This is a genomic window from Mesorhizobium sp. M0060, assembly GCF_040323155.1.
GTDB lineage: Bacteria > Pseudomonadota > Alphaproteobacteria > Rhizobiales > Rhizobiaceae > Mesorhizobium.
This window is the reverse complement of sequence record NZ_JAMYUP010000012.1, coordinates 1-19,306: the sequence shown is the minus strand read 5'-3', so window position 1 is coordinate 19,306 and position 19,306 is coordinate 1. Positions and strand designations below refer to the sequence as shown.

22 protein-coding genes are annotated in these 19,306 nt (G+C 62.0%); 12 read left to right on the top strand and 10 right to left on the bottom strand.

Annotated elements, in window-relative coordinates:
• The first annotated feature begins 1 nt into the window (after nt 1).
• Nucleotides 2-373: an avidin/streptavidin family protein gene (locus NKJ94_RS13985; RefSeq protein WP_352525725.1), complete on the top strand. Its 372-nt coding sequence runs from the start codon at nt 2-4 to the stop codon at nt 371-373.
• Between the two features lie 127 nt (nt 374-500).
• Nucleotides 501-917 carry an HD domain-containing protein gene (locus NKJ94_RS13980; protein WP_352525723.1) on the top strand — a complete coding sequence of 139 codons (417 nt, stop codon included), beginning with the start codon at nt 501-503 and terminating at the stop codon, nt 915-917.
• A gap of 40 nt (nt 918-957) precedes the next feature.
• Here NKJ94_RS13980 and NKJ94_RS13975 read toward each other — a convergent pair whose 3' ends face one another.
• The gene (locus NKJ94_RS13975; RefSeq protein WP_352525721.1) at nt 958-1,368 is read right to left on the bottom strand and encodes a DUF427 domain-containing protein; all 411 of its coding nucleotides are present in this window, start codon (nt 1,366-1,368) and stop codon (nt 958-960) included.
• 182 nt (nt 1,369-1,550) lie between these two features.
• On the opposite strand from NKJ94_RS13975, the gene NKJ94_RS13970 reads away from it, so the two are divergent.
• The 5 genes from NKJ94_RS13970 (at nt 1,551) to NKJ94_RS13950 (ending at nt 7,468) form a co-directional block, all read left to right on the top strand.
• Entirely contained in the window at nt 1,551-2,366 is an 816-nt protein-coding gene (locus NKJ94_RS13970; RefSeq protein WP_502896033.1) for an endonuclease/exonuclease/phosphatase family protein, read from the top strand.
• A gap of 64 nt (nt 2,367-2,430) precedes the next feature.
• Nucleotides 2,431-3,831 carry a phospholipase D family protein gene (locus NKJ94_RS13965; RefSeq protein WP_352525718.1) on the top strand — a complete coding sequence of 467 codons (1,401 nt, stop codon included), beginning with the start codon at nt 2,431-2,433 and terminating at the stop codon, nt 3,829-3,831.
• Between the two features lie 475 nt (nt 3,832-4,306).
• Nucleotides 4,307-4,639 (top strand): hypothetical protein, encoded by a 333-nt coding sequence (locus NKJ94_RS13960; protein ID WP_352525716.1) that lies wholly within the window; start codon nt 4,307-4,309, stop codon nt 4,637-4,639.
• Between the two features lie 143 nt (nt 4,640-4,782).
• The gene (locus NKJ94_RS13955) at nt 4,783-5,754 is read left to right on the top strand and encodes an SDR family oxidoreductase (RefSeq protein WP_352525715.1); all 972 of its coding nucleotides are present in this window, start codon (nt 4,783-4,785) and stop codon (nt 5,752-5,754) included.
• Between the two features lie 4 nt (nt 5,755-5,758).
• Entirely contained in the window at nt 5,759-7,468 is a 1,710-nt protein-coding gene (locus NKJ94_RS13950) for an HAD family hydrolase (RefSeq protein WP_352525714.1), read from the top strand.
• 46 nt (nt 7,469-7,514) lie between these two features.
• Here the strand turns inward: NKJ94_RS13950 and NKJ94_RS13945 are convergent, their stop codons facing one another.
• Genes NKJ94_RS13945 through NKJ94_RS13935 form a run of 3 tightly spaced genes read right to left on the bottom strand, consistent with a single transcriptional unit; the run spans nt 7,515 to nt 11,436 of the window.
• Nucleotides 7,515-9,794, bottom strand: coding sequence for a xanthine dehydrogenase family protein molybdopterin-binding subunit (locus NKJ94_RS13945; RefSeq protein WP_352525712.1), 2,280 nt, complete (start codon nt 9,792-9,794; stop codon nt 7,515-7,517).
• Nucleotides 9,795-9,797: 3 nt separating this feature from the next.
• Nucleotides 9,798-10,820 (bottom strand): FAD binding domain-containing protein, encoded by a 1,023-nt coding sequence (locus tag NKJ94_RS13940; RefSeq protein WP_352525711.1) that lies wholly within the window; start codon nt 10,818-10,820, stop codon nt 9,798-9,800.
• Between the two features lies 1 nt (nt 10,821).
• Nucleotides 10,822-11,436, bottom strand: coding sequence for a (2Fe-2S)-binding protein (locus NKJ94_RS13935; RefSeq protein WP_352525709.1), 615 nt, complete (start codon nt 11,434-11,436; stop codon nt 10,822-10,824).
• 176 nt (nt 11,437-11,612) lie between these two features.
• On the opposite strand from NKJ94_RS13935, the gene NKJ94_RS13930 reads away from it, so the two are divergent.
• Nucleotides 11,613-12,056, top strand: a complete 444-nt coding sequence (locus tag NKJ94_RS13930; RefSeq protein WP_352525707.1) for a PPC domain-containing DNA-binding protein — start codon at nt 11,613-11,615, stop codon at nt 12,054-12,056.
• A gap of 5 nt (nt 12,057-12,061) precedes the next feature.
• On the opposite strand, the gene NKJ94_RS13925 is transcribed toward NKJ94_RS13930, so the two are convergent.
• The gene (locus NKJ94_RS13925; RefSeq protein WP_352525705.1) at nt 12,062-13,324 is read right to left on the bottom strand and encodes a DUF763 domain-containing protein; all 1,263 of its coding nucleotides are present in this window, start codon (nt 13,322-13,324) and stop codon (nt 12,062-12,064) included.
• A 97-nt stretch (nt 13,325-13,421) separates the two neighbouring features.
• Complete coding sequence (locus NKJ94_RS13920) at nt 13,422-14,126, bottom strand: MgtC/SapB family protein (protein WP_352525958.1); 705 nt, start codon at nt 14,124-14,126, stop codon at nt 13,422-13,424.
• Between the two features lie 262 nt (nt 14,127-14,388).
• Here NKJ94_RS13920 and NKJ94_RS13915 point away from each other — a divergent pair, with 262 nt between their 5' ends.
• On the top strand, nt 14,389-14,556 hold the full coding sequence (locus NKJ94_RS13915; protein WP_352525703.1) for a hypothetical protein: 168 nt from the start codon (nt 14,389-14,391) through the stop codon (nt 14,554-14,556).
• A 30-nt stretch (nt 14,557-14,586) separates the two neighbouring features.
• A complete protein-coding gene (locus NKJ94_RS13910; protein ID WP_352525702.1) occupies nt 14,587-15,585 on the top strand; it encodes an ATP-dependent DNA ligase in 999 nt (332 codons plus the stop codon).
• 137 nt (nt 15,586-15,722) lie between these two features.
• Here NKJ94_RS13910 and NKJ94_RS13905 read toward each other — a convergent pair whose 3' ends face one another.
• Both NKJ94_RS13905 and NKJ94_RS13900 read right to left on the bottom strand, forming a co-directional pair.
• Nucleotides 15,723-16,250: a YciE/YciF ferroxidase family protein gene (locus NKJ94_RS13905; protein ID WP_352525700.1), complete on the bottom strand. Its 528-nt coding sequence runs from the start codon at nt 16,248-16,250 to the stop codon at nt 15,723-15,725.
• A gap of 172 nt (nt 16,251-16,422) precedes the next feature.
• Nucleotides 16,423-17,097, bottom strand: coding sequence for a Crp/Fnr family transcriptional regulator (locus NKJ94_RS13900; protein ID WP_352525698.1), 675 nt, complete (start codon nt 17,095-17,097; stop codon nt 16,423-16,425).
• Between the two features lie 553 nt (nt 17,098-17,650).
• Here NKJ94_RS13900 and NKJ94_RS13895 point away from each other — a divergent pair.
• Nucleotides 17,651-17,848 carry a hypothetical protein gene (locus NKJ94_RS13895; RefSeq protein ID WP_352525696.1) on the top strand — a complete coding sequence of 66 codons (198 nt, stop codon included), beginning with the start codon at nt 17,651-17,653 and terminating at the stop codon, nt 17,846-17,848.
• Nucleotides 17,849-17,996: 148 nt separating this feature from the next.
• Here NKJ94_RS13895 and NKJ94_RS13890 read toward each other — a convergent pair whose 3' ends face one another.
• Nucleotides 17,997-18,161 (bottom strand): DUF3309 family protein, encoded by a 165-nt coding sequence (locus NKJ94_RS13890; RefSeq protein WP_023720548.1) that lies wholly within the window; start codon nt 18,159-18,161, stop codon nt 17,997-17,999.
• Nucleotides 18,162-18,437: 276 nt separating this feature from the next.
• On the opposite strand from NKJ94_RS13890, the gene NKJ94_RS13885 reads away from it, so the two are divergent.
• The gene (locus tag NKJ94_RS13885) at nt 18,438-18,749 is read left to right on the top strand and encodes a hypothetical protein (protein ID WP_352525694.1); all 312 of its coding nucleotides are present in this window, start codon (nt 18,438-18,440) and stop codon (nt 18,747-18,749) included.
• A gap of 77 nt (nt 18,750-18,826) precedes the next feature.
• Here NKJ94_RS13885 and NKJ94_RS13880 read toward each other — a convergent pair whose 3' ends face one another.
• Entirely contained in the window at nt 18,827-19,057 is a 231-nt protein-coding gene (locus NKJ94_RS13880; RefSeq protein ID WP_352525693.1) for a hypothetical protein, read from the bottom strand.
• Nucleotides 19,058-19,306: the final 249 nt, after the last annotated feature.

The window sequence follows — 19,306 nt, the reverse complement described above, 5'->3', positions numbered from 1 at the left end:
GATGAGTTGGCTGGGCACCTGGCGGAACCAGTACGGGTCGGTGGTCGAAATAACCGGCGAAGAGGACGGACGGATCAGCGGAACCTTCAGGACGGCGCTGGAGGACAGCGCCTTCTTCGGCATGACGGTGCCCCTGTTCGGAACCTGCCACGGAGACGTCATCGGATTCACCTGTGCGGCCGAAGGGCGGGTCGGAGCCGCAGCGGTGAGCTATACCGGCATCCTCAGGAATGGAAAGTTGGAGATGCTGTGGCACACTGTTGCGGATGCCGCTTTGTCGGCGGAAAAGGAAGGTGCCCCGGCCCGAGCCAAGAAACTTCCTGCATGGCGCGCCTTTGGAACCAGCCTCGATCGTTTTGAACGCGTCTCCTGACTTGTCGCGCCCGCCGCGCGGCATTCAGCTCGCAAGTGAGGCAGCAGGAGCCGTGGTGCGCCGGAACTCGCGCTGACGATGGCGCGTTGGTGAGCCAGGAACGTGCTGTCCGTTACAGGATCGTCCAATGAGCGTGCTTTATCGCGCGGCGAAAATCGCCGAACAGGCCCATGCCGGACAGGCGGACAAGACCGGGCGGCCTTATATCGAACATTGCCGCCGAGTCGTCGATGCCGTCGAAACGCTCGACCAGAAAGCCATCGCCTATCTTCACGACGTTCTCGAGAAAGGCGATGGCTGGAACCGCGACCGGCTGGAGGCGGCCGGGTTTGGACCATCCATCGTGTCGGCCGTCGACGCCCTGACACGCCGGCCGAACGAGGACGATGCCGCTTTCGTTCGCAGGGCTGCGGCCAACCCGCTGGCGTTGCCGGTCAAGCGCGCCGATCTCGCCGACAATCTATGGCAGGCACGGCAGATCGGGGCCTCGACAGCGAAATACGAAGGCGGCTTGCGCATCCTCGACGAGGAATTTGCCCACTGACGAATGACTGTCCGCGCAACCGGTCGATGCGGAATTCAAGCTACTCGGTGACGTGCGGCGTGTGCCGCTTGTCTTCGGCAGGATCGGCCTCGATCCGCGCCTTGTCCGGGTCGAACGCGCCGTGGCGGGCGATCGCCAATGCAGGGGTGTCGGGCGTCTCGTAGGCCCACATGAAATCTTCCGCCGACGAACCGACCGCATGAACACGCCAATAGCTTGCCGTGCCCTTCAACTGGTCGTGGCTCGTTGTGTTCGTCTTTTCCAAAAGGTCGAAATAGATATCCTCGAACGGAATATAAAAGACAGGGTCATGGCCGTCTTCATAGAGCACCTTTGCCCGCTCGCTCGACGCAATGATTGCGTCGGAGAACCGAACGGTCACGGTTCCATCGAATGGGGCAATCGTAAGCGGGCCGGAGCGGCGGCCGGAATTTGCGGCTAAGGGCTGCATTCGACTTCTCCGTTGACTGCGCTGCCTTCTCCAAAACGTGTTATTGCCCGTCAGAGTTCCAGACGGCGGGTGCGACGAGGCCGGCGACGGAACGGTTTTTCAAGGTCGTCGTTGTTTCAGACCTCCGCACGCGCCATAATCGCAATGGCCGCAACTCACCGACTCAACAGCAAACGGACGCCATGCTGGATCGATCGCCCACCCTTCCAAGGTCGCTTGGCGCAGCCCTGCGAAGGGAAGTGCCGCGGTTCACAGCGCCCGGCAACGACACCTCTTGCACCACAATTGCATCCTATAATGTGCATAAATGCGTCGGTACCGACGGCCGGTTCGATCCGGAGCGCGTGGCGGCCGTGGTCAAGGAAATCGACGCCGATATCATCGCTTTGCAGGAGGCCGACGAAAGGACCGGAAGCAGGCAGGGATTGCTGGATCTGGCGGCGCTCGAGCGGGACAGCGACCTCGTCCCCACACATGTCCCGGAAAATCGCCGAAGCCATGGCTGGCATGGAAATCTGATCCTGGCACGCCGCGGCGTGGTCGAAAGCGTGAACCAGATCCGGCTGCCCGGCCTCGAGCCGCGCGGCGCGGTTATCGCGGATCTGGAGCTGAAAGGGGTCGCGCTCAGGATCGTTGCCGCCCATTTTGGCTTGCTTCGGCGGTCACGCTCGCTGCAAGCCAACGCACTTGTCGAAGCCACCCACCCGGTTCTGCGGCCAACCATCCTGCTCGGCGACCTCAACGAATGGCGCGTCCGCAACAGATCCTCGCTGCTTGCCCTGTTGCCGCATTTCGGTCCGATCGATGCGGTTCTGCCGAGCTTCCCGTCGCGCTTTCCGCTGTTTGCGCTCGACCGCATTCTGGCCAGGCCGCCGCACCTGATTTCCAGCATCGAGGTGCATAAGACGCCGTTGGCGCAGCGCGCCTCCGACCATCTGCCGATCAAGGCCCGCCTGAACCTGGACGCGATAAGGCAGCCGCGACTGCAACCAGAATGAAGCTGGAGGGTTGTTAGTCAAATTTTCAGGTTGTTTGCTTCGCTGATATTTGCCGGTGCACTTCATGGATACAGCCATTTCGCGGTTTGCCCAGGACAAGATCGCGGCCGGCAATAGCGGGCTGCTGCTGATCGCCGACAATTACGATGCGTTTGCCGCGCGAATCCTCACCGCGCGCAGTGCCACAAGCAGTCTCGATTTGATGTACTATCTCTGGCACGACGACCACAGTGGCCGGCTGCTGATGCAGGAGGTCGTCAAGGCGGCGGAGCGCGGCGTCCGCGTCCGCCTGCTTCTGGACGATATCAATCCGCGCAACAGCGATGCCGCTTACCTGGCGCTTAACAGTTACAAAAATATCGAGCTGAAGCTTTTCAACCCCAGCGGCATGAGGAACGGCAGCATCTTTCGGTCGCTGGAGATGGTCGCCCGGCTGTTTGCGATGACCCGCCGCATGCACAACAAGGCCTGGATCGCCGACGACAGCATGGCCATCGTCGGCGGGAGAAACATCGGCGATGCCTATTTCGACGCCGCGGAGACGAATTTCCGCGATCTCGACCTGTTGCTTCTCGGTCCTGCCGTAGGGCAGACGATGCAGATCTTCGAGGCCTTCTGGAATTGCGAGGCGGCAAAGCCGATCCAGCTGCTCAACCCGGCTGCTGCGGGCCCGCGCGCCGATTTCCTGGACAATCTCGATGCGACCGCGGACGGCCAGCTTTTGAACAGCCTCAGTGCCTGGCGCACGATCACGGAGTTCATTGCAGCGCACAGCGACGTCTGCTGGACGAAAGGCGTTCGCGTCATTTCCGATCCACCGGAAAAGGTGCGCGGCAAAAGGCGCAGGAACTGGCTGACCAAAGAGCTGCTTCCCGCTATCGCGGCGACCAGGCAGCGCCTCGAAATTGTCTCGCCCTATTTCATCCCCGGCCGCACCGGGTCGACCATCCTGTCGCAACTGGTGGACCGCGGCGCCGAGGTTGCAGTCCTGACCAACTCGCTCGCTGCGACAGACGTCGCCGCCGTGCACGGCGCCTATGCCAAATATCGCCGCAAGCTGCTCAAAAGCGGCATCCGGCTTTTCGAATTGCAGCCGTTCAACCGCCAGGCCAACATCTCCGTCTTCGGCTCAAAGGGAGCCAGTCTCCACACCAAGGCTTTTACGGTCGACGACACGCTGGGATTTGTCGGTTCCTTCAATTTCGATCCGCGTTCGGTGTCGTTGAATGCGGAAATGGGCGTGCTTTTCCACGACACCGACCTGGTGATGGAATTGCGCCGGCGGTTCGACCGCGAAAAGTCGCCGCAGACGAGCTACCAATTGGTCCTGGACAAAGGCACCTTGCGGTGGCTCGGCATGGCGGATGGCGAGATGCAGCAATATTCGCGTGAACCGGACGCCAGTCTCTATCGGCGCATCGTTGCAGCGCTGGTCGGATACCTGCCGATCGAATCGCAATTATAGAAGCGACGGATTTGTCGGAACGCAACTCTTGTCGGAACGCAACTCGGGATCGCGAGTTGTAACCGTTGTCCGGAGCATGCCTATGAAGACCGCGATATACAGTTTTCTTGCCGAGCTTTTGCCGTTCTGGATGGCGCACAAACGCAAAATGCGCGCCGCCGGCGCTGCTGAGCGGTCGACACGACCGGTTGCTGCGGGTGACGATGTTCAGCCGTCGGGCGAGCCGAATCGAGCAGCACCGGCCCGACGGCGCAACACGTCTTCGAGCGGGATGCGGCCAAATTAAATCCCGCTCCAACTGTCTGATTAGCCTCATTTCTGTGACGCTAAATGATTACATTTGGCTGAAAGAGCTCTAGCTCCTTGGCGATCACGCTATTGTCGAGTATCGCTATTCGAAATCCGACGTTGCCAAGCATCCATTTTGCAGCACGTACGTTAATGGCACTACAGTTTGCCGCTATAGGTGAGCGCCATGAGTGATAGTGCGATAGAATTCTTGCAGGACTGGATTCACGAAAACCTTCATGTGCCGCCGCCTCCGATCAGGCTTGAAAAGGAGGCGGAAATCCTCGCCAAGGAGTGCAAGGAAGAGGCGGCCGACGCCGGCGTACCCATCGAAGATATCGAGGAAGAGGTTGGCGACCTCAAGGATCTTCTCGTCGCCAAGCTCGAAGAGGCAGCCGAGGACGAGGCCAGGCAACTCAATGGCAAGCGCCGCGACATGAATAGCGCGGCTGAACCCAGCGGTCGGGCGACCCTGCAGAACATCTTTGATTCAGGGCGGTCCGAACAAATGCGCCGCTGAGGACGCCGCAATCTCCTAAGCGTTTTCAGCGGCTTGCCGTGGGTCAGACTTCGCACGGTCCGCTCCGGACTGAAGGAATGACGCCATCGCGTAAACCTTTTCGCGGGACGTGCGTTGTTGGGTTTCAAGCCAGGGAGATAACCATGCAGATGAAATCGGAAATCGCTGGCGAGGCCGCCAAGCAACGCCACATCCAGCGCCGGATCGACGAGAAGGACAAGTCCAAATCCAAGGGCAAGCAAAAAGGCGCCATGCAGGCCGGCGCCCGCAAATATCCCGAGCCGCCCTTTCCCGAGCAGCATCAGCCGAAGCCGGGGCATGAATGGGCGATCGAGCCGGCGCCGCTTTACGATGCGCCATTCTATATCGGATCGAAAAAGCTCGACGGTAAAGTGGCCGTCATTACCGGCGGCGATTCCGGCATCGGCCGCGCGGTGGCCGTGCTCTATGCGCGTGAAGGCGCAGACGTGGCGATCGTCTATTTGTCCGAGGACAAGGACGCCAAAGAGACCAAGAGGGCCGTCGAAGCCGAAGGCCGGCGCTGCATCCTGATCAAGGCCGACGTCAGCGAACGCGACCACTGCCACAACGCGGTGGCTGAGATCGTGCAGGAGTTTGGGCGGATCGACGTGCTGGTCAACAACGCCGCTTTCCAAATCCATTCCAGCGACTTCAGCGAGCTGACCGAAGAGCATTTCGATACGACGCTGAAGACCAACCTCTACGGCTATTTCCACATGGCACAGGAGGCCGTGCCGCATATGAAACCCGGCTCGGCGATCATCAATAGCGGCTCCGTGACCGGCATCGAGGGTTCGAAGCAACTGGTCGACTACTCGATGACCAAGGGCGGCATCCATGCCTTCACCCGGGCGCTCTCGGGCAACCTCATCGAGAAGGGCATAAGGGTCAACGCCGTGGCGCCGGGTCCGGTATGGACGCCGCTCAATCCGTCGGACAAGGAAGCCGGCGACGTTTCGCGGTTTGGCGCGGACACGCCGATGAAACGGCCGGCACAACCGGAAGAGATCGCGCCAGCCTATGTGTTCCTCGCCTCGCCGCACTGCTCGAGCTACATTACCGGCGAGATATTGCCGATCGTGGGCGGTTACTGACGACATGTATTTCATCGCCCTGGCGACGGACTATGACGGCACGCTGGCGCATGAGGGGATCGTCGCCGAAAAGACGCTTGCGGCGCTCGAGCGTTTCAAGAAGAGCGGACGCAAGCTCATTCTCGTCACCGGGCGCGAGCTGCCCGACCTCAAGCGCGTCTTTCCCGAAGTCGCGATCTTCGACAAGGTCGTCGCGGAAAACGGCGCACTGGTCTACACGCCGGCCAGCGAGGAGGAGCGGGCGATATCTCCGCCGCCCGCCCCCGAGTTCGTCGCCAAACTCAGGAAACGCGGTGTCAAACCGCTTTCGGTCGGACGCTCGATCGTCGCGACGTGGGAACCGCATCAGGTTACCGTGCTCGAGGTCATCAAGAAATTGGGGCTGGAGCTGGAAATCATCTTCAACAAGGGCGCGGTGATGATCCTGCCCAGCGGCATCAACAAGGCGACCGGGCTGATAGCCGCGCTTCAGGACCTCAGACTGTCGCCGCACAACGTCGTCGGTGTCGGCGACGCCGAAAACGACCACGCCTTCCTGCGGGCCTGCGGCTTCAGCGTCGCGGTCGACAATGCACTGGCGGCGGTCAAGGACACCGCCGATCTTGTGACACGCGGCGCGCGCGGAAAAGGCGTCGAGGAACTGATCGCCAAGGTGGTCGAGCGCGATCGTGAGCTTGTTCCGAGCCGCGACGGTATTCTGCTTGGCTCGGACACCGGCAAGGAGGTGTACCTGTCGCCAACCGATACGGTGCTGATCGCAGGCAGTTCGGGCATTGGCAAATCGACCTTGGCGACCGCACTGACGGAGCGCTTCGTCGAGAGAAAGTTTCAGTTCTGCATTTTCGATCCGGAAGGCGACTACGACGGCCTCGAAGGCGCCGTTCGGCTGGGCGACGGCTCGAATGCACCGACCGAGACGCAGCTGCTCGATCTTCTGGAGAAGCCGGACAACAACCTGGTCGTCAACGGCCTGGCGCTGCGCGTCAACGAGCGGCCGGACTTCTTTGCCGACCTGCTGCCGGGCCTTGGCAGTCTTCGTTTCCGCACGGCAAGACCGCACTGGCTGATCATCGACGAGGCGCATCACCTGTTGCCGAAGCGGCGCGACGATACGCCAATGGTGCTGGCGATGGAATTGCCCGGCACGATCCTGATCACGGTTCATCCGGACGCGATCTCAACCGACGCATTGCGGCTGGTCACCGCCGTCATCGCACTCGGCCCCAAGGCGAAGAAAGTCATCAAGACGTTCTGTCGCGAGACCGGCACCGAACCGCCAAAGAATCTACCTTCGCCAAAAGACGAGCGCGTGCTGTTCTGGCGGCCGCAGGCGCACAAGAAACCTGCCATGGTCGAGGCGATCGAGCCGCGGCAGTCGCTCAAGCGCCACAGCCGCAAATATGCCGAGGGCCAGCTCGACGAGAAGGGCAGCTTCTATTTCCGCGGCCCCGACAACGCGATGAACCTCCGCGCCCACAATCTGATGATTTTCGCCCAGATCGCCGAGGGCATCGACGACAAGACCTGGGAACACCATTTGCGCGCCGGCGACTATTCCGAATGGTTTCGCCACCAGATCAGGGACAAGGAACTGGCGCGCGAAACCGCCGAGGCGGAGAAAGACAAGGCGCTTTCGGCGCAGGAGAGCCGCAACCACGTCTTGGACGCGGTGCGCCGCCGCTATACCGCTCCCGCCACCGCGCCGAAGGAATAAATGCAAACTGCGCCCAACCGGTCCCAAGCCGGCTGAGTTGGAGAGATCAGACGATCAGATGATCGATCCTGACCGGCAGGTCGCGGATGCGCTTGCCGGTGGCGTGATAGACCGCGCTCGCGACCGCGGCTGCTGTCCCAACATTGCCGAGTTCGCCCAGTCCTTTGACGCCAGCCGGGTTCACCTCGTGATCGATCTCCGGCACGAGGATCACCTCGAGTTGCTTCACATCGGCGTTGACCGGCACCAGATAGTCCTGCAGGTCGCGATTGACGTAGCGCGCGTAACGCTTGTCGATTTCCGTCGCTTCGTGCAAGGCCTGGCCGATGCCCCAGATCATGCCGCCCATCAGCTGGCTGCGCGCGGTGCGCGTGTTCATGATGCGCCCGGCGGCAAAGGCGCCGACGATACGTGGCACGCGGATCTCGCACGTATGGCTGTTGATGCGCACTTCGACGAATTCCGCGCCAAAGGCGTATTTCACCGAATCTTTGTCCTGGTCGCCGCCATGGAATTCCGACTGCCCGGCATAGAGCTTCTTCAGGGCCTCAGGTGACGACCCCTTTGGCGCGAACTCGGCATATTCCTCGATCGCGCCGATCTGCATCGTCTTGAAGACGTCCGACAGCTTGGCCGACTTGCCGTTGTCCGCGACGATTTTCTCTTTCTCCATTTCGAGCTTGGCGTTGCCTGACCCGGCCAGCGGCCCGTCCTCGGCGACGGCCGCGGCGAAGAGCTTTGCGCGGACGGCATCGCAGGCTTTCAGCACCGCCGAGCAGACGCTTGCCGTCGAAATCGACCCGCCGGACACCGGCGCCGGCGGCAGGGCGCTGTCGCCCATTTCGACGCTGACCTTGTCAATTTCTATCCCGAGCCGTTCGGCTGCCATCTGGCCCGCCACGGTGCGCACGCCGGTGCCGATCTCATGCGAGCCGCATTGGACGCGAACCTCGCCGTCGGTGGTCAGGCGGACACGGGCGGCGCATGGCGCCGCCGCCGTCGGATAGATGGCCGTGGCGCAGCCCATGCCGACCAGCCAGTCGCCGTCACGCATCGAGCCGACCGCGGCCTCGCGCTTCGTCCAGCCGAAGGCCTTGGCGGCCTGGTCGTAGCATTTCAGCAGCGAGCGGCTGGAGAACGGCCTGCCGCCGATCGGCTCCTTTTGCGGCTCGTTGATGCGGCGGAACTCGATCGGGTCCATGCCGAGCGCCACCGCCATCTCGTCCATGGCATTTTCCAGCGCATAGACATAGGGCGTCTCGGGCGGCGAACGCATGTAGCCGGGCGTGTTGCGGTCGGCATGGACCAGCGAGACGTGCGTCAGCACCGAGCCGTAATTGTACATGCGGCCGGTGGCGGAGGTGCCGCCGACGACATAGGGATCGGGCCGCGAGGTCACTTCCCAGCCTTCGTGCGCGAAGGCGGTGATGCGGCCGTCCTTGTTGGCGCCGATGCGAATGCGATGCCGAGTCTCCGCCCTGTAGGTCTGCGTGCCGTACGCCTGCATGCGGCTGACGACGCAGCACACCGGCCGGCCGATCCGGCGGGCTGCCTCCGCCACTATCGCCGTGCGGGCCGTCATCGGCCCCTTGGAGCCGAAGGCGCCGCCGACATAGGGACTGACGATCCGCACATTGGCCGGGTCGATCTTCAACTGCCGGGCGAGCTCGGCCTTCCAGCCGGTGACGTTCTGGCTCGGCTCGTAGACCGTGAGTTGGTCGCCCTGCCAGACCGCCGTCGTCGAGAACAGCTCGATCGGATTGTGGTGCTGGGTCGGCGTCGAATATTTCTCGTCAATCCTCACGGCGGCTGCGGCATAGGCGGCGTCGAAGTCGCCGGCTTTGACGTCATCCTTGAACAGCGGGCTCTTGCCGGCAGCCGGCTCCATTTCCGTTCCATTGGAATCGAAGCCGGCGCTGGGCGTCTCTTCGGCATAATCGGCGCGGATCAGGGCTGCTGCTTCCTCGGCTGCCTCGAATGTTTCGGCTACCACCAGCGCGATGATCTGGCCGTCGTGGAAAATGGTCTTGTCATGCAGCGGAGCGATCGAACTTGCGCCGGTGTTGCCGAATTTCGGCCTGTCGATGCCATCCATGTCGCCGACGCTGACGATATCGAAAACGCCGGGCACCTTACGCGCCCTTTCGAGCCGGACGGCGGTGATGCTGCCCTTGGCGATGTTGCTGGTGGCGAGCGCGCCATAGGCGATATTTGCGGTTGGGAGGTCGGCCGAATAGCCGGCCTGTCCGGTGACCTTCAGGCGGGCATCGATCCGGGGAACGGGATTTCCCATGTTCTCTTTCGGCGCGGGAGCAGCTTGGTTCATCGGTCAGACCTTCATATCGCGCGTTTCGAGCAGTGCCCGCACAAGCGTGCGCTTGCCGAGCGGTATCTTGAACGCATTGTGTTCGCGCGGTTTCGCCTCGGCGAACGCGGCTTCGGCGGCAGCTTCGACCGCATCGTCGTCGAGTACCTTGCCGCTCAGCGCTGCTTCGGCCGCCCTGGCGCGCCATGGCACGGTCGCCACGCCGCCAAGCGCGATGCGCGCCTGGCTGACCGTGTCGCCGTCCATGTCCAGGGCCACGGCGGCCGAGGCGAGCGCGAACGCATAGGATTCGCGATCACGGATTTTCAGGTAGCGCGAGCGGCGGCTCCAGGCGCCGAGGGGCACCTCGATGGCCGTGATCACCTCGTCGGGGGCGAGATCGGTCTCGACATTGGGCGTATCTCCCGGCAGGCGATGCAACTTCGAAAATGCTATCTTGCGCATACCGCGCCTTGCCTCGACCTCGACCGTCGCGCCGAGCGCGATCAGCGCCTGAGCGAAGTCGCCGTGATAGGTGGCGATGCAGGCGTCGCTGGTGCCGAGGACCGCATGTTGCCGGTTGAAGCCTTCCATGGCCGCGCAGCCGGAGCCCGGCTCGCGCTTGTTGCACGGCCAGGAGGTCTCGCGAAAATACTCGCACCGCGTCCGTTGCAGCACATTGCCGGCCAGGCTCGCCATGTTGCGGATCTGACCGCTAGCGGCGAATTTCAGGCTTTCGGCAAGGACCGGGCAACGGCGCTTGATCTCGCCTGTGTCTGCTGCCTCGCCCATGCGGACCAGCGCGCCGAAACGGATACTGTCCTCACCGACCTCGATCTGCCGCAGGGCTCGATCACCGAGACCGTTGAGATCGACCAGCCGCTCGGGCTGTGCCACGCCAAGCTTCATGTAGTCGGCCAGATTGGTGCCGCCGGCGATGAATTGCGCATCGGCCTCGGTCGGCGGAACACTCTCGGCGGCAAAACGGGAAGCAATGGCGGCCGCCGCGGACACGCTGGCCGGTCTCTCGTAAACGAAGGGGCGCATCTCAGGCTTTCCTTGTTTCGTCCCGGGCCTGCACGACGGCCGCGACAATGTTGGGGTAGGCAGCACAGCGGCACAGATTGCCGCTCATATATTCGCGGATGCCGTCTTCGGAGCCGGCATGGCCTTCGTTGATGCAACCAATGGCGGACATGATCTGGCCGGGCGTGCAGTACCCGCATTGGAAGGCATCATTGTCGATGAAGGCCTGTTGCATCGGATGCAAATTGCCATCGGCGGAAGCGAGCCCTTCGACCGTGGTGATCTCGTGGCCCTGGTTCATGACGGCGAAGCTCAGGCACGACAGCACCCGCTTGCCGTCGACAAGAACGGTGCAGGCCCCGCATTGGCCGTGATCGCAGCCTTTCTTGGTGCCGGTCAGGCCGACATGGTCGCGCAGTGTGTCGAGGAGGCTGGTGCGATTGTCGAGGGCGAGATTGTAAGGCTGCTTGTTGATGCGCAGTGAGATCGCCGACAGATCGCGCGGCTCGGCCGAAGCGGCAGCTTGCGGCGCGGCGGCTTTTGCCGACGTGGCCATAAGCGGCCCTGCCGCAGCCGCCGAAACGGATCCGGTCATGAAACTGCGTCGGCTCAGGCTGGCAAGGGTGGTTTCGGACATGGCTGGCTCCCGACTGGCTGGGTCTCAAGCCGGCCGAACCAGTCATGGATAGCAAGGTTCCCCTGCCTCACGCGTCTGTGATCCTATGTTCATCCGAACCGTGCCGGGGAACTCTCGAGCCGGCTTGCCGTTCAAGCTGATCGGGCAGAAACCGACTTGGCGTCTGGAGCGAAATCATGAAATCACAGCTTGTTGCCGAAAGCGCCGGCCAAAGAACATTCGTCGTTGTGCTTGACCCCGGCGAAGAGGCGTTCGCGCAGCTGACGTCCTTTGCGGTCGACAACGGCATTGGCAGCGCATCGCTGACCGCGCTTGGCGCTTTCGAAAGCGCAACCGTCGGCTGGTTCGACCCCGGGGAAAAGACCTACCAGAAAATCCCCGTCCGGGAACAGTGCGAAGTGCTGAGCGCGATCGGCGATGTTGCCATCGGCGACGACGGCAGGCCCAGCCTGCACGTCCACGCCGTGCTTGGACTGAGCGACGGCAGCACAAGGGGCGGCCATCTGCTGGACGCCATCGTTCGCCCGACGCTCGAGGTCACATTGGTAGAAACACCTGGCCATCTGCGCCGCAGGCACCGTCCCGAACTCGGGGTCGCCTTGATTGATTTGGAGGCGTGAGCCGATCACTTCCTCGATTTAACTGCGGCGGTCTCGGGTGCGCCTTCCCAGCCGAAGACGCTGCGGCCGCCGAGCAGATGCGATTGGTCGAACTCCCCGGCGACGATTTCCTTCAGGCTCGGCCCGGTGGCATAGCGCTCGACCTGCCGCGACTGGTCGTCCAGCCGCCGCAAGGCGCCGATCTCTTCGTCACGGCCGAGCCTGGCCTTGTGGACAGCCGACTTCAGCACGCCGATCGTCTCGTCATAGACCTTCAGCGGCACAGGGAACGGGTGCCTGTCCTTGCCGCCATGCGCCAGCGAGAAGCGTCCTGGATCGGAAAAGCGGCACGGCGCGCCATGCACGACTTCGGCGACCAACGCCAGCGCCCGCACCGTGCGCGCGCCGACATTGGGCACCAGGAGAAGCTCGGCGAAATCCGTCGGACCGCGCTCAGCCGCAGCCGCGATATTGCCGTGCAGGCGGCGCATGACGACATCGCTTTCGCGCACATCGTGATGCGCCGGCATGACCAGATGCGGCAACAGCGGTTGCGCCGGCTCCGGCGCCGGAGCCGAACCTCGTTCCAAAGCGGCGAGCTCCCTTACGATGCGATCCGGTCCAAGGTCGTGCAGAAGGTCCAGTTGTCCCTTGCGCGACGCACCGGCGCGGCGGTCGGTCAGGTTGACGATCTCGCCCTGGTTGGCACCTTCGATGGCGGCATGCGGCTGGTCGACAAAGCTCTTCAGGCCTTCGGACAGCCAGTGATAGCGGCGCGCCACCTTGCTGTCGCCGTTCATGCCTTGCTGCACCACCACCCAGTTGCCGTCATCGGTGACGATGAAGCCGTGCAGATAGAGATCGAAACCGTCCTGGACCGCGGCGCTGTCCACCTTGGCGACAAGCCGGCTGGCAGTCGCCAGGCCTTCTCCGTCGAGGCCGACACGCTCGCCGATCAAGGCAAGCTCGTGCGGGGTTTTGCGCGAATGCGCGCCGCGACCGCCGCAAACGTGAATGCCGAGCTCGCCGGAAAGCGGCGACAGGCCGCGCTTCAAGGCACCGACGACGCTGGTGGTGATGCCGGAGGAATGCCAGTCCATCCCCATCACGGCGCCAAAGGACTGAAACCAGAACGGATGCGCCAGCCGGCGCAGCAATTCATCGCGGCCGTAGTGGTGGATGATCGCCTCGCACATGACCGCGCCAAGACGCGTCATGCGGTCGCCGAGCCATTTCGGCACGCGCCCGCCGTGAAGTGGAAGATCAGCACTTCCCGATCGTTGTGCCACGTTCTTTTGCTTGCTCCTGAGTCCTGCTCGACAGATAGGTAGCGGAAGCGGAGTAGAGAAGCGATGACCTGCTTCAGGCCACGATCGTTGCACACCGCTACCGGGCAGGTTCGCTGAGGAGATCAAACTTTTGGATCTCGCAATGCTCGCCCACCGATGCCAGCAGATCCATTGGCGCTGCCCCAGTGTCCGGCCGTCTCCAACTGATCTCGAACGAGAATACAGGGTCTTTGAGATCTGGGCGCCTCTCTATTGCGACGAGGCGTGCCCGGTAGCCAAGCGGCCCAATGATCGTATCGAGTTCCTGTCGAGCTGCGGCCTTCCAGGTCAACGCCAACTGAGCATGATGTTCGCGCGACATTCGAAGGTCGACCCATTTCAGGACGAGCAAGGTGGCCAGCGTCAGCGCCGTGCCGGCCGCGCCCAAGCCGTATTGGCCACCACCGAAAGCCAATCCGATCGCCGTCATCACCCACAATGTTGCCGCCGTGGTGACACCGCTGACAAGACTGCCGCGGCGAAGAATGGCGCCGCCGCCGATAAAGCCGACACCGGTCAACACGCCCAGCGGAAAGCGCAAGACGTCCATCGATGCAAACGAATCGGGATGCTTGCCAACGGTCTCCAGCAGAATGCTGGCCTGGATCATTGCGATGGCGGCGGCCAGCCCGACCAGCACCGTTGTGCGTAACCCCGCCGCGTGCCCGCGTGCCTCCCGGTTGAGCCCTATCAACAGGCCGGCGAGCGCGGTCAGAAGCAACCGTGCCGCGATGTCTTGCCAAACCGGAACAACGAGCAGCATCGCGGTCACCCGTCAGGCGAAGCCGCTGTTGGCCCTGGTCTGTTCGACATTGTTGTCGCAGCCGGCCGGATCAGGGTCGAGGTCAAAGCGAGTAAGGGCAAGAGCGTCTTCATCGCAAATTCCTTTCGTCGCGATAGGCAACAAACGATGCGCTTAGATTTTGGTTGCGCAGCCGGCGATTCATCTCGGCGACGAGGCAGCGGCGGAACAAAACCTTCGACCCGCGGGTTGGTGGGTTCACGCCAACGAAGGATTTTCAATCATGGTCCGCTTGCTGGTTGCCGGAGCTGTCGCTTACCTGGCCTATCGCATCACCAAGGAGATCGGCGGGTCCGACGAGGTCGATCCACTGTCGCCTTCGCCGGCACCGAACGGCCGCAAGATGCCGAAACGGCAAAGCGAGGCGCAGGGGAACGGGCCGCTGCGGTAGCGAATGCCTTAGCGGCGGCATGGACCAGCCATGACCATTTTTCCGTTGCCGCTCGACCTTCGTCCTATGGAAGCCAAAGCCGCCGACGCTATCCCCGACGATGACGGGCTTTGGCAGTACGAACCGAAATGGGACGGGTTTCGCTGCCTGGTGTTCAAGGATGACGATGCCGTCGATCTTCGCGCAAAATCCGGCAAGCCGCTTGGCCGCTATTTTCCCGAACTGATCTCAGTGCTGCGCGATGTGAAGTCGCGACAGTTTGTTGCCGACGGCGAGATCGTCATCGAGGTCGACGGCTCGTCTTCGTTCGAGGCCCTGCAAATGCGCCTTCATCCCGCCGAAAGCAGGATCCGCAAGTTGAGTTTGGAGACGCCTGCCATGCTGGTCCTGTTCGACATGCTGGCCGAGCCCGGTGGCAGGGTCATCATCGAAGAACCCCTCACCGCCAGGAGACGGGCGATCGAAGCCTTTGTCGCGTCGGCGGGACGGCCCGAACTGCGCCTGTCCAAATGCACACACGATGCCGCTGCCGCTGAGCGCTGGCTGCAGGACGCCGGCCATGGCTCGACCGACGGTATCGTTGCAAAACTGATGGCCGAGCCATACCGGCCTGGCGAGCGCGTCATGATCAAGGTCAAGCGGCTGCGCACCGCAGATTGCGTGGTCGGCGGCTTTCGCTATCTCGCCGGCAGCAACGAAGTCGGATCCCTGCTGCTTGGCCTCTACAACAACGAAGGCAGGCTGGACCATGTCGGGTTCACCTCGACTATCGGCAAGGACGACAGAGCCGCGCTGACCAGACGGCTGGAAAAGCTGCGGGCCAAACCGGGTTTCACCGGCAAGGCGCCGGGCGGACCAAGCCGCTGGAGCACGGAGCGCAGCGGACAATGGGAGCCCATAAAGCCTGAACTGGTGGTGGAGGTTCGTTTCGACCATGTGACAGGCGATCGGTTCCGGCACGGAACCAAGCTGTTGCGCTGGCGGCCGGACAAGGAGCCCCGGCAATGCACGTTCGAGCAGATCGAGTAACGCCACCCCGAGGCAACGCTTCAAGGCTCTTGCTGCCCCGTTCTGTCGTCCACGACGGAACCAATGCAGAATTCACTGGTTCGCCGCGCTAGCCGAGCCTCGGCTATCCATTGCCGAGGCTCGGAACGGTCTGGAGATTATGCGGCTTCTTGCATAGCCCGTTCGTTAACGCCGCTCTCGCCGAGCTTGGAAAGCGCCTCGTCGGTCGCGACCTCTTCCTTGAGCGTTGCCCTGAGAAGCTCGACAACGTCGCTCTTGCCGAATTCTTCCGCCCATGCAATCAGCGTACCGTAGCGAGCGATCTCGTAGTGCTCGACGGCCTGCGCCGCGCCGACAAGCCCGGCGTCGAGGGCGGGAGCACCGTTATACTCCTCGAGCACTTCCGAGCCTTCCTCGAGGATGCCGTCGATCGCCGGACAAGTCTTGCCGCGCGCCGGCTTGCCCATTATCTCGAAGACCTGTTCGAGTCGGTCGACTTGGGCTTCGGTTTCCATACGGTGCTTCTCGAACGCGGCTGTCACTTCTTCCGACTCCGCACCCTTGGCCATTTTCGGCAGCGCTTTCAGTATCTTCTTCTCAGCGTAGTAGAGGTCTTTGAGCCCGTCGAGGAACAGGTCCTCAAGGCCCTTGCTTGCCGTCTTCGCGGCTTTTTTCGTAGTCGCCATGATCCTCTCCCGAATGGTTGGTGGCCGCCTCGCAAATTGGAGGCGTCCGATAACCCTCCGATGGGAAACAAGTTCCCTGACGGATCAGGAGCTTTGAAAATTTTTCCGACGGCGCTTGCGTGGTATCGCGAGGGGCCTCGACCTGCGGCAGCAACAGGCGCGGAGAGCACAGTCAGCGCTCGCCGATATGTCCGACCAGGCGGATATATTCGGCCTCGGCCAGGCCATAGCCGCCATCCGCCAGCGCAATGAGCCCATCGCGGTCGCGGATGATGATTTCGCCGCGGCGGGACCGGATGAGCCCTCGCCCCTCAAGCAGCTGGAGCGCGACCGTGACACCCGGCCGCCTTACGCCAAGCATGATCGACAGGAATTCGTGAGTGATCGTCAGCCGGTCGCCAGCCACCCGATCGTCACACATGAGCAGCCAGCGCGCCAGCCGGTCTTCAAGCTTCGATCGCGCGTTGACCAGCGCGGTGTAGCCGGTCTGGACATGCAGATATTGCACATAGCGTAACAAAAACAGCCGCAGTGTCGGGCTTTGCGTCAGCGCTGCCTTGAATGGCTCGGCGTCTATCCTGGCGGCTTCTCCCGCCAGTTGAACATAGCATTCATGGACCGTGTGGTCGTCGCCCATCACCAGGGCGGAACCGGTCATACCTTCCAACCCGATAAGGCCGACTTCCGCATCGCTGCCGTTCGGCATTTTCGCAACCACTGAACCAATACCATCCTCGAGGAAATAGATGGCCTTAATCGGCGATCCCGATACTTCGAGCGATTCCCGCAACTCCAGCGAACAGCGCTCAATGTGCGGCTCGAGCAACGCAAAATCGTCGGCGCTCATCCGGCGCAGCAGCTTGTTTTTATATGATTTTTGAGTCGGAATTGCAGGATCAGACATGGCTCGGCCCAAAACAGGGCAAGAGCATTTTGATCTCCCAGCCGTCCGCGCCCGGTATAACGTTCAGACGATGTTTCTTATATAAGGGTTGGAAGGTATGGAGCCTACTAATAAATAAATGAAACGATGCACGGCAGTTTTCTCCTGCCGCCTGCCTACGAAAACATCCGACTGAACGTTAGAGTTGGAAACGTACCAAAGGCTGTTTGGTACGAATAGACAATCGAGAATGTCTGGTACAAAAGAGCCCGTCGCTAGAGGCAACGGGCTCCTCTCGGGCGTCGTGGGCTACGCCCGCTGATCCAAATGAGGGTGGCTTGGATCACTGCAATAATGCAGGTGAAAGACAGTTGTTCCCGATCTGTCCGCTCGGTAATTTCCGTACATTGAGTTTGGCAGAAAGCGGCGCTAATTGAATCGAAATCGTCCACACAGAGATGGCGAGTGGACGCTTGAAAGACGCTTCGCGCTTTCGCCCTTTTTCAGGGAGGATGGCATGTCGATGCAAGGTGCAGCAACTCCAGCCGAACTGAGCGTGCTGAGAAAAGCGCTCGACGACTGCTGCCGCGAGTTGGGTGTTGCGGACGACAGTCCGGTCCGTGAGCGGTTGGCCGCTCGTATCATGTTGCTGTTCAACGAGGGCGTGCTTCGTGCCGATTTAAAAGCGGCACTGGCTCCCGATCGCCAACACTAAGCTGCTGCTATGGTGGGGTCCTTGGTGCCGAAGGGGTCGGCACCGGGTCCCCGTTTTAGCCAGAAATCCTGGAAAATCTTATCTTTTCACGACAAAACGCCCACCGCTTAGTTGCCGAGCGGCAGGCGTTTTTCTCGTGAGCGTGACGCTAAATGCGTCCAAGCACGACCAGGATGATGACGATGAGCAGCACCAGGCCGAGGCCGCCGCCGCCGTAATAGCCGGTGCCGTAGAACGGTCCGCCGCCCAAGCCGCTGAAGCCGCCAAGCAAGGCAAGGACCAAGATGATGATGAGAATGGTTCCAAGGCCCATGATGTCTGCTCTCCTTGTTTGCGCTGCCGCCATTCGCATCAGCGCGTTCACATTGTACAAAGGTATGAACTCGCAAAGAGCATTCCTGTTCCGGCGCGACAGCAAGGCGCACGCACATACAGCGAGGAAAATGCCGAGCTGTGCAATGGCGCGCCGGCCGCCTTGAACACCCGAGAACATGCTGAATTCATAGGAAATTTGTCGGAACCTTCGCGCGCCCGAACGGTTGTTTTCGTAGTCGCAACGCGCGACGACCCTCGTAAAAGGAGAAGCATCATGCTCACGAAAATTCTCGCAGCTTCGGCGCTTACGATCGGTCTGGCCACGTCAGCGATGGCGCAGAACGCCGGCGACCCCTCCGGAGCCGCTGCCGACGGCAGCGGGCGGACAGTCGTAGTCCCGGATAACGGCGTCCCTGACACCGGCACGGATTCGACTATCACCAACAGCATTCGCGATTTCTCAACGACGAATTCGAATGCCGACCGGAATTGCCCGCCGAGCCCGCAGGGGGCTCAACCCGATGCGACCGGCAAGGCTCCGGGCACGATGGCGCCGACGGTGAACGATAACCACTGCGGCAAATAAGCGCCCGTTGATCATAGCCTGACGAGGCTGCGGAGCGTACGCTCCGCGGCCCGTTGGTTTGCGATGAAATCGGCCGTCTAACGGCAGCGGTGGTCGAAGCTGACTGCGATCTCCCGACCGTCCAGCGCCCGAACGATGAAGCCAACCAGTTCTTCGTCGGTTTGCCGGAAGGAGGGAAAGCGTTGGCGCAAATCGGCTATGACGACAGTGGTCGAGAGAATGTCGCCGGAATGATAGTCGGCCATGACGGTATGGACGGCAGTGTCGGTATCAATACCGATTCCAAGCGGCGACTTGATCTGCCCCACGGAAGCCTCCACCCATCTCTCCCAGCCGACGATAGCAAGACTGCGGCAAAACGAAAGAGCTTGTACGATTCCGTACGATCTCGCAGGTTCCGTTGCACTTTTCAGGACCCACCCGGCGTCCTTTGCCTTGCGCGTTTCCAAATCATTTGTTTGGCGTGGGGGGGGGGGGGGGGGCGCCCCCCCGCCCCCCAAACACCCGCCAAGGAGGGAAGGCGCGCAGGGCGGGAGGCAGCACAACGCGCGACTGCC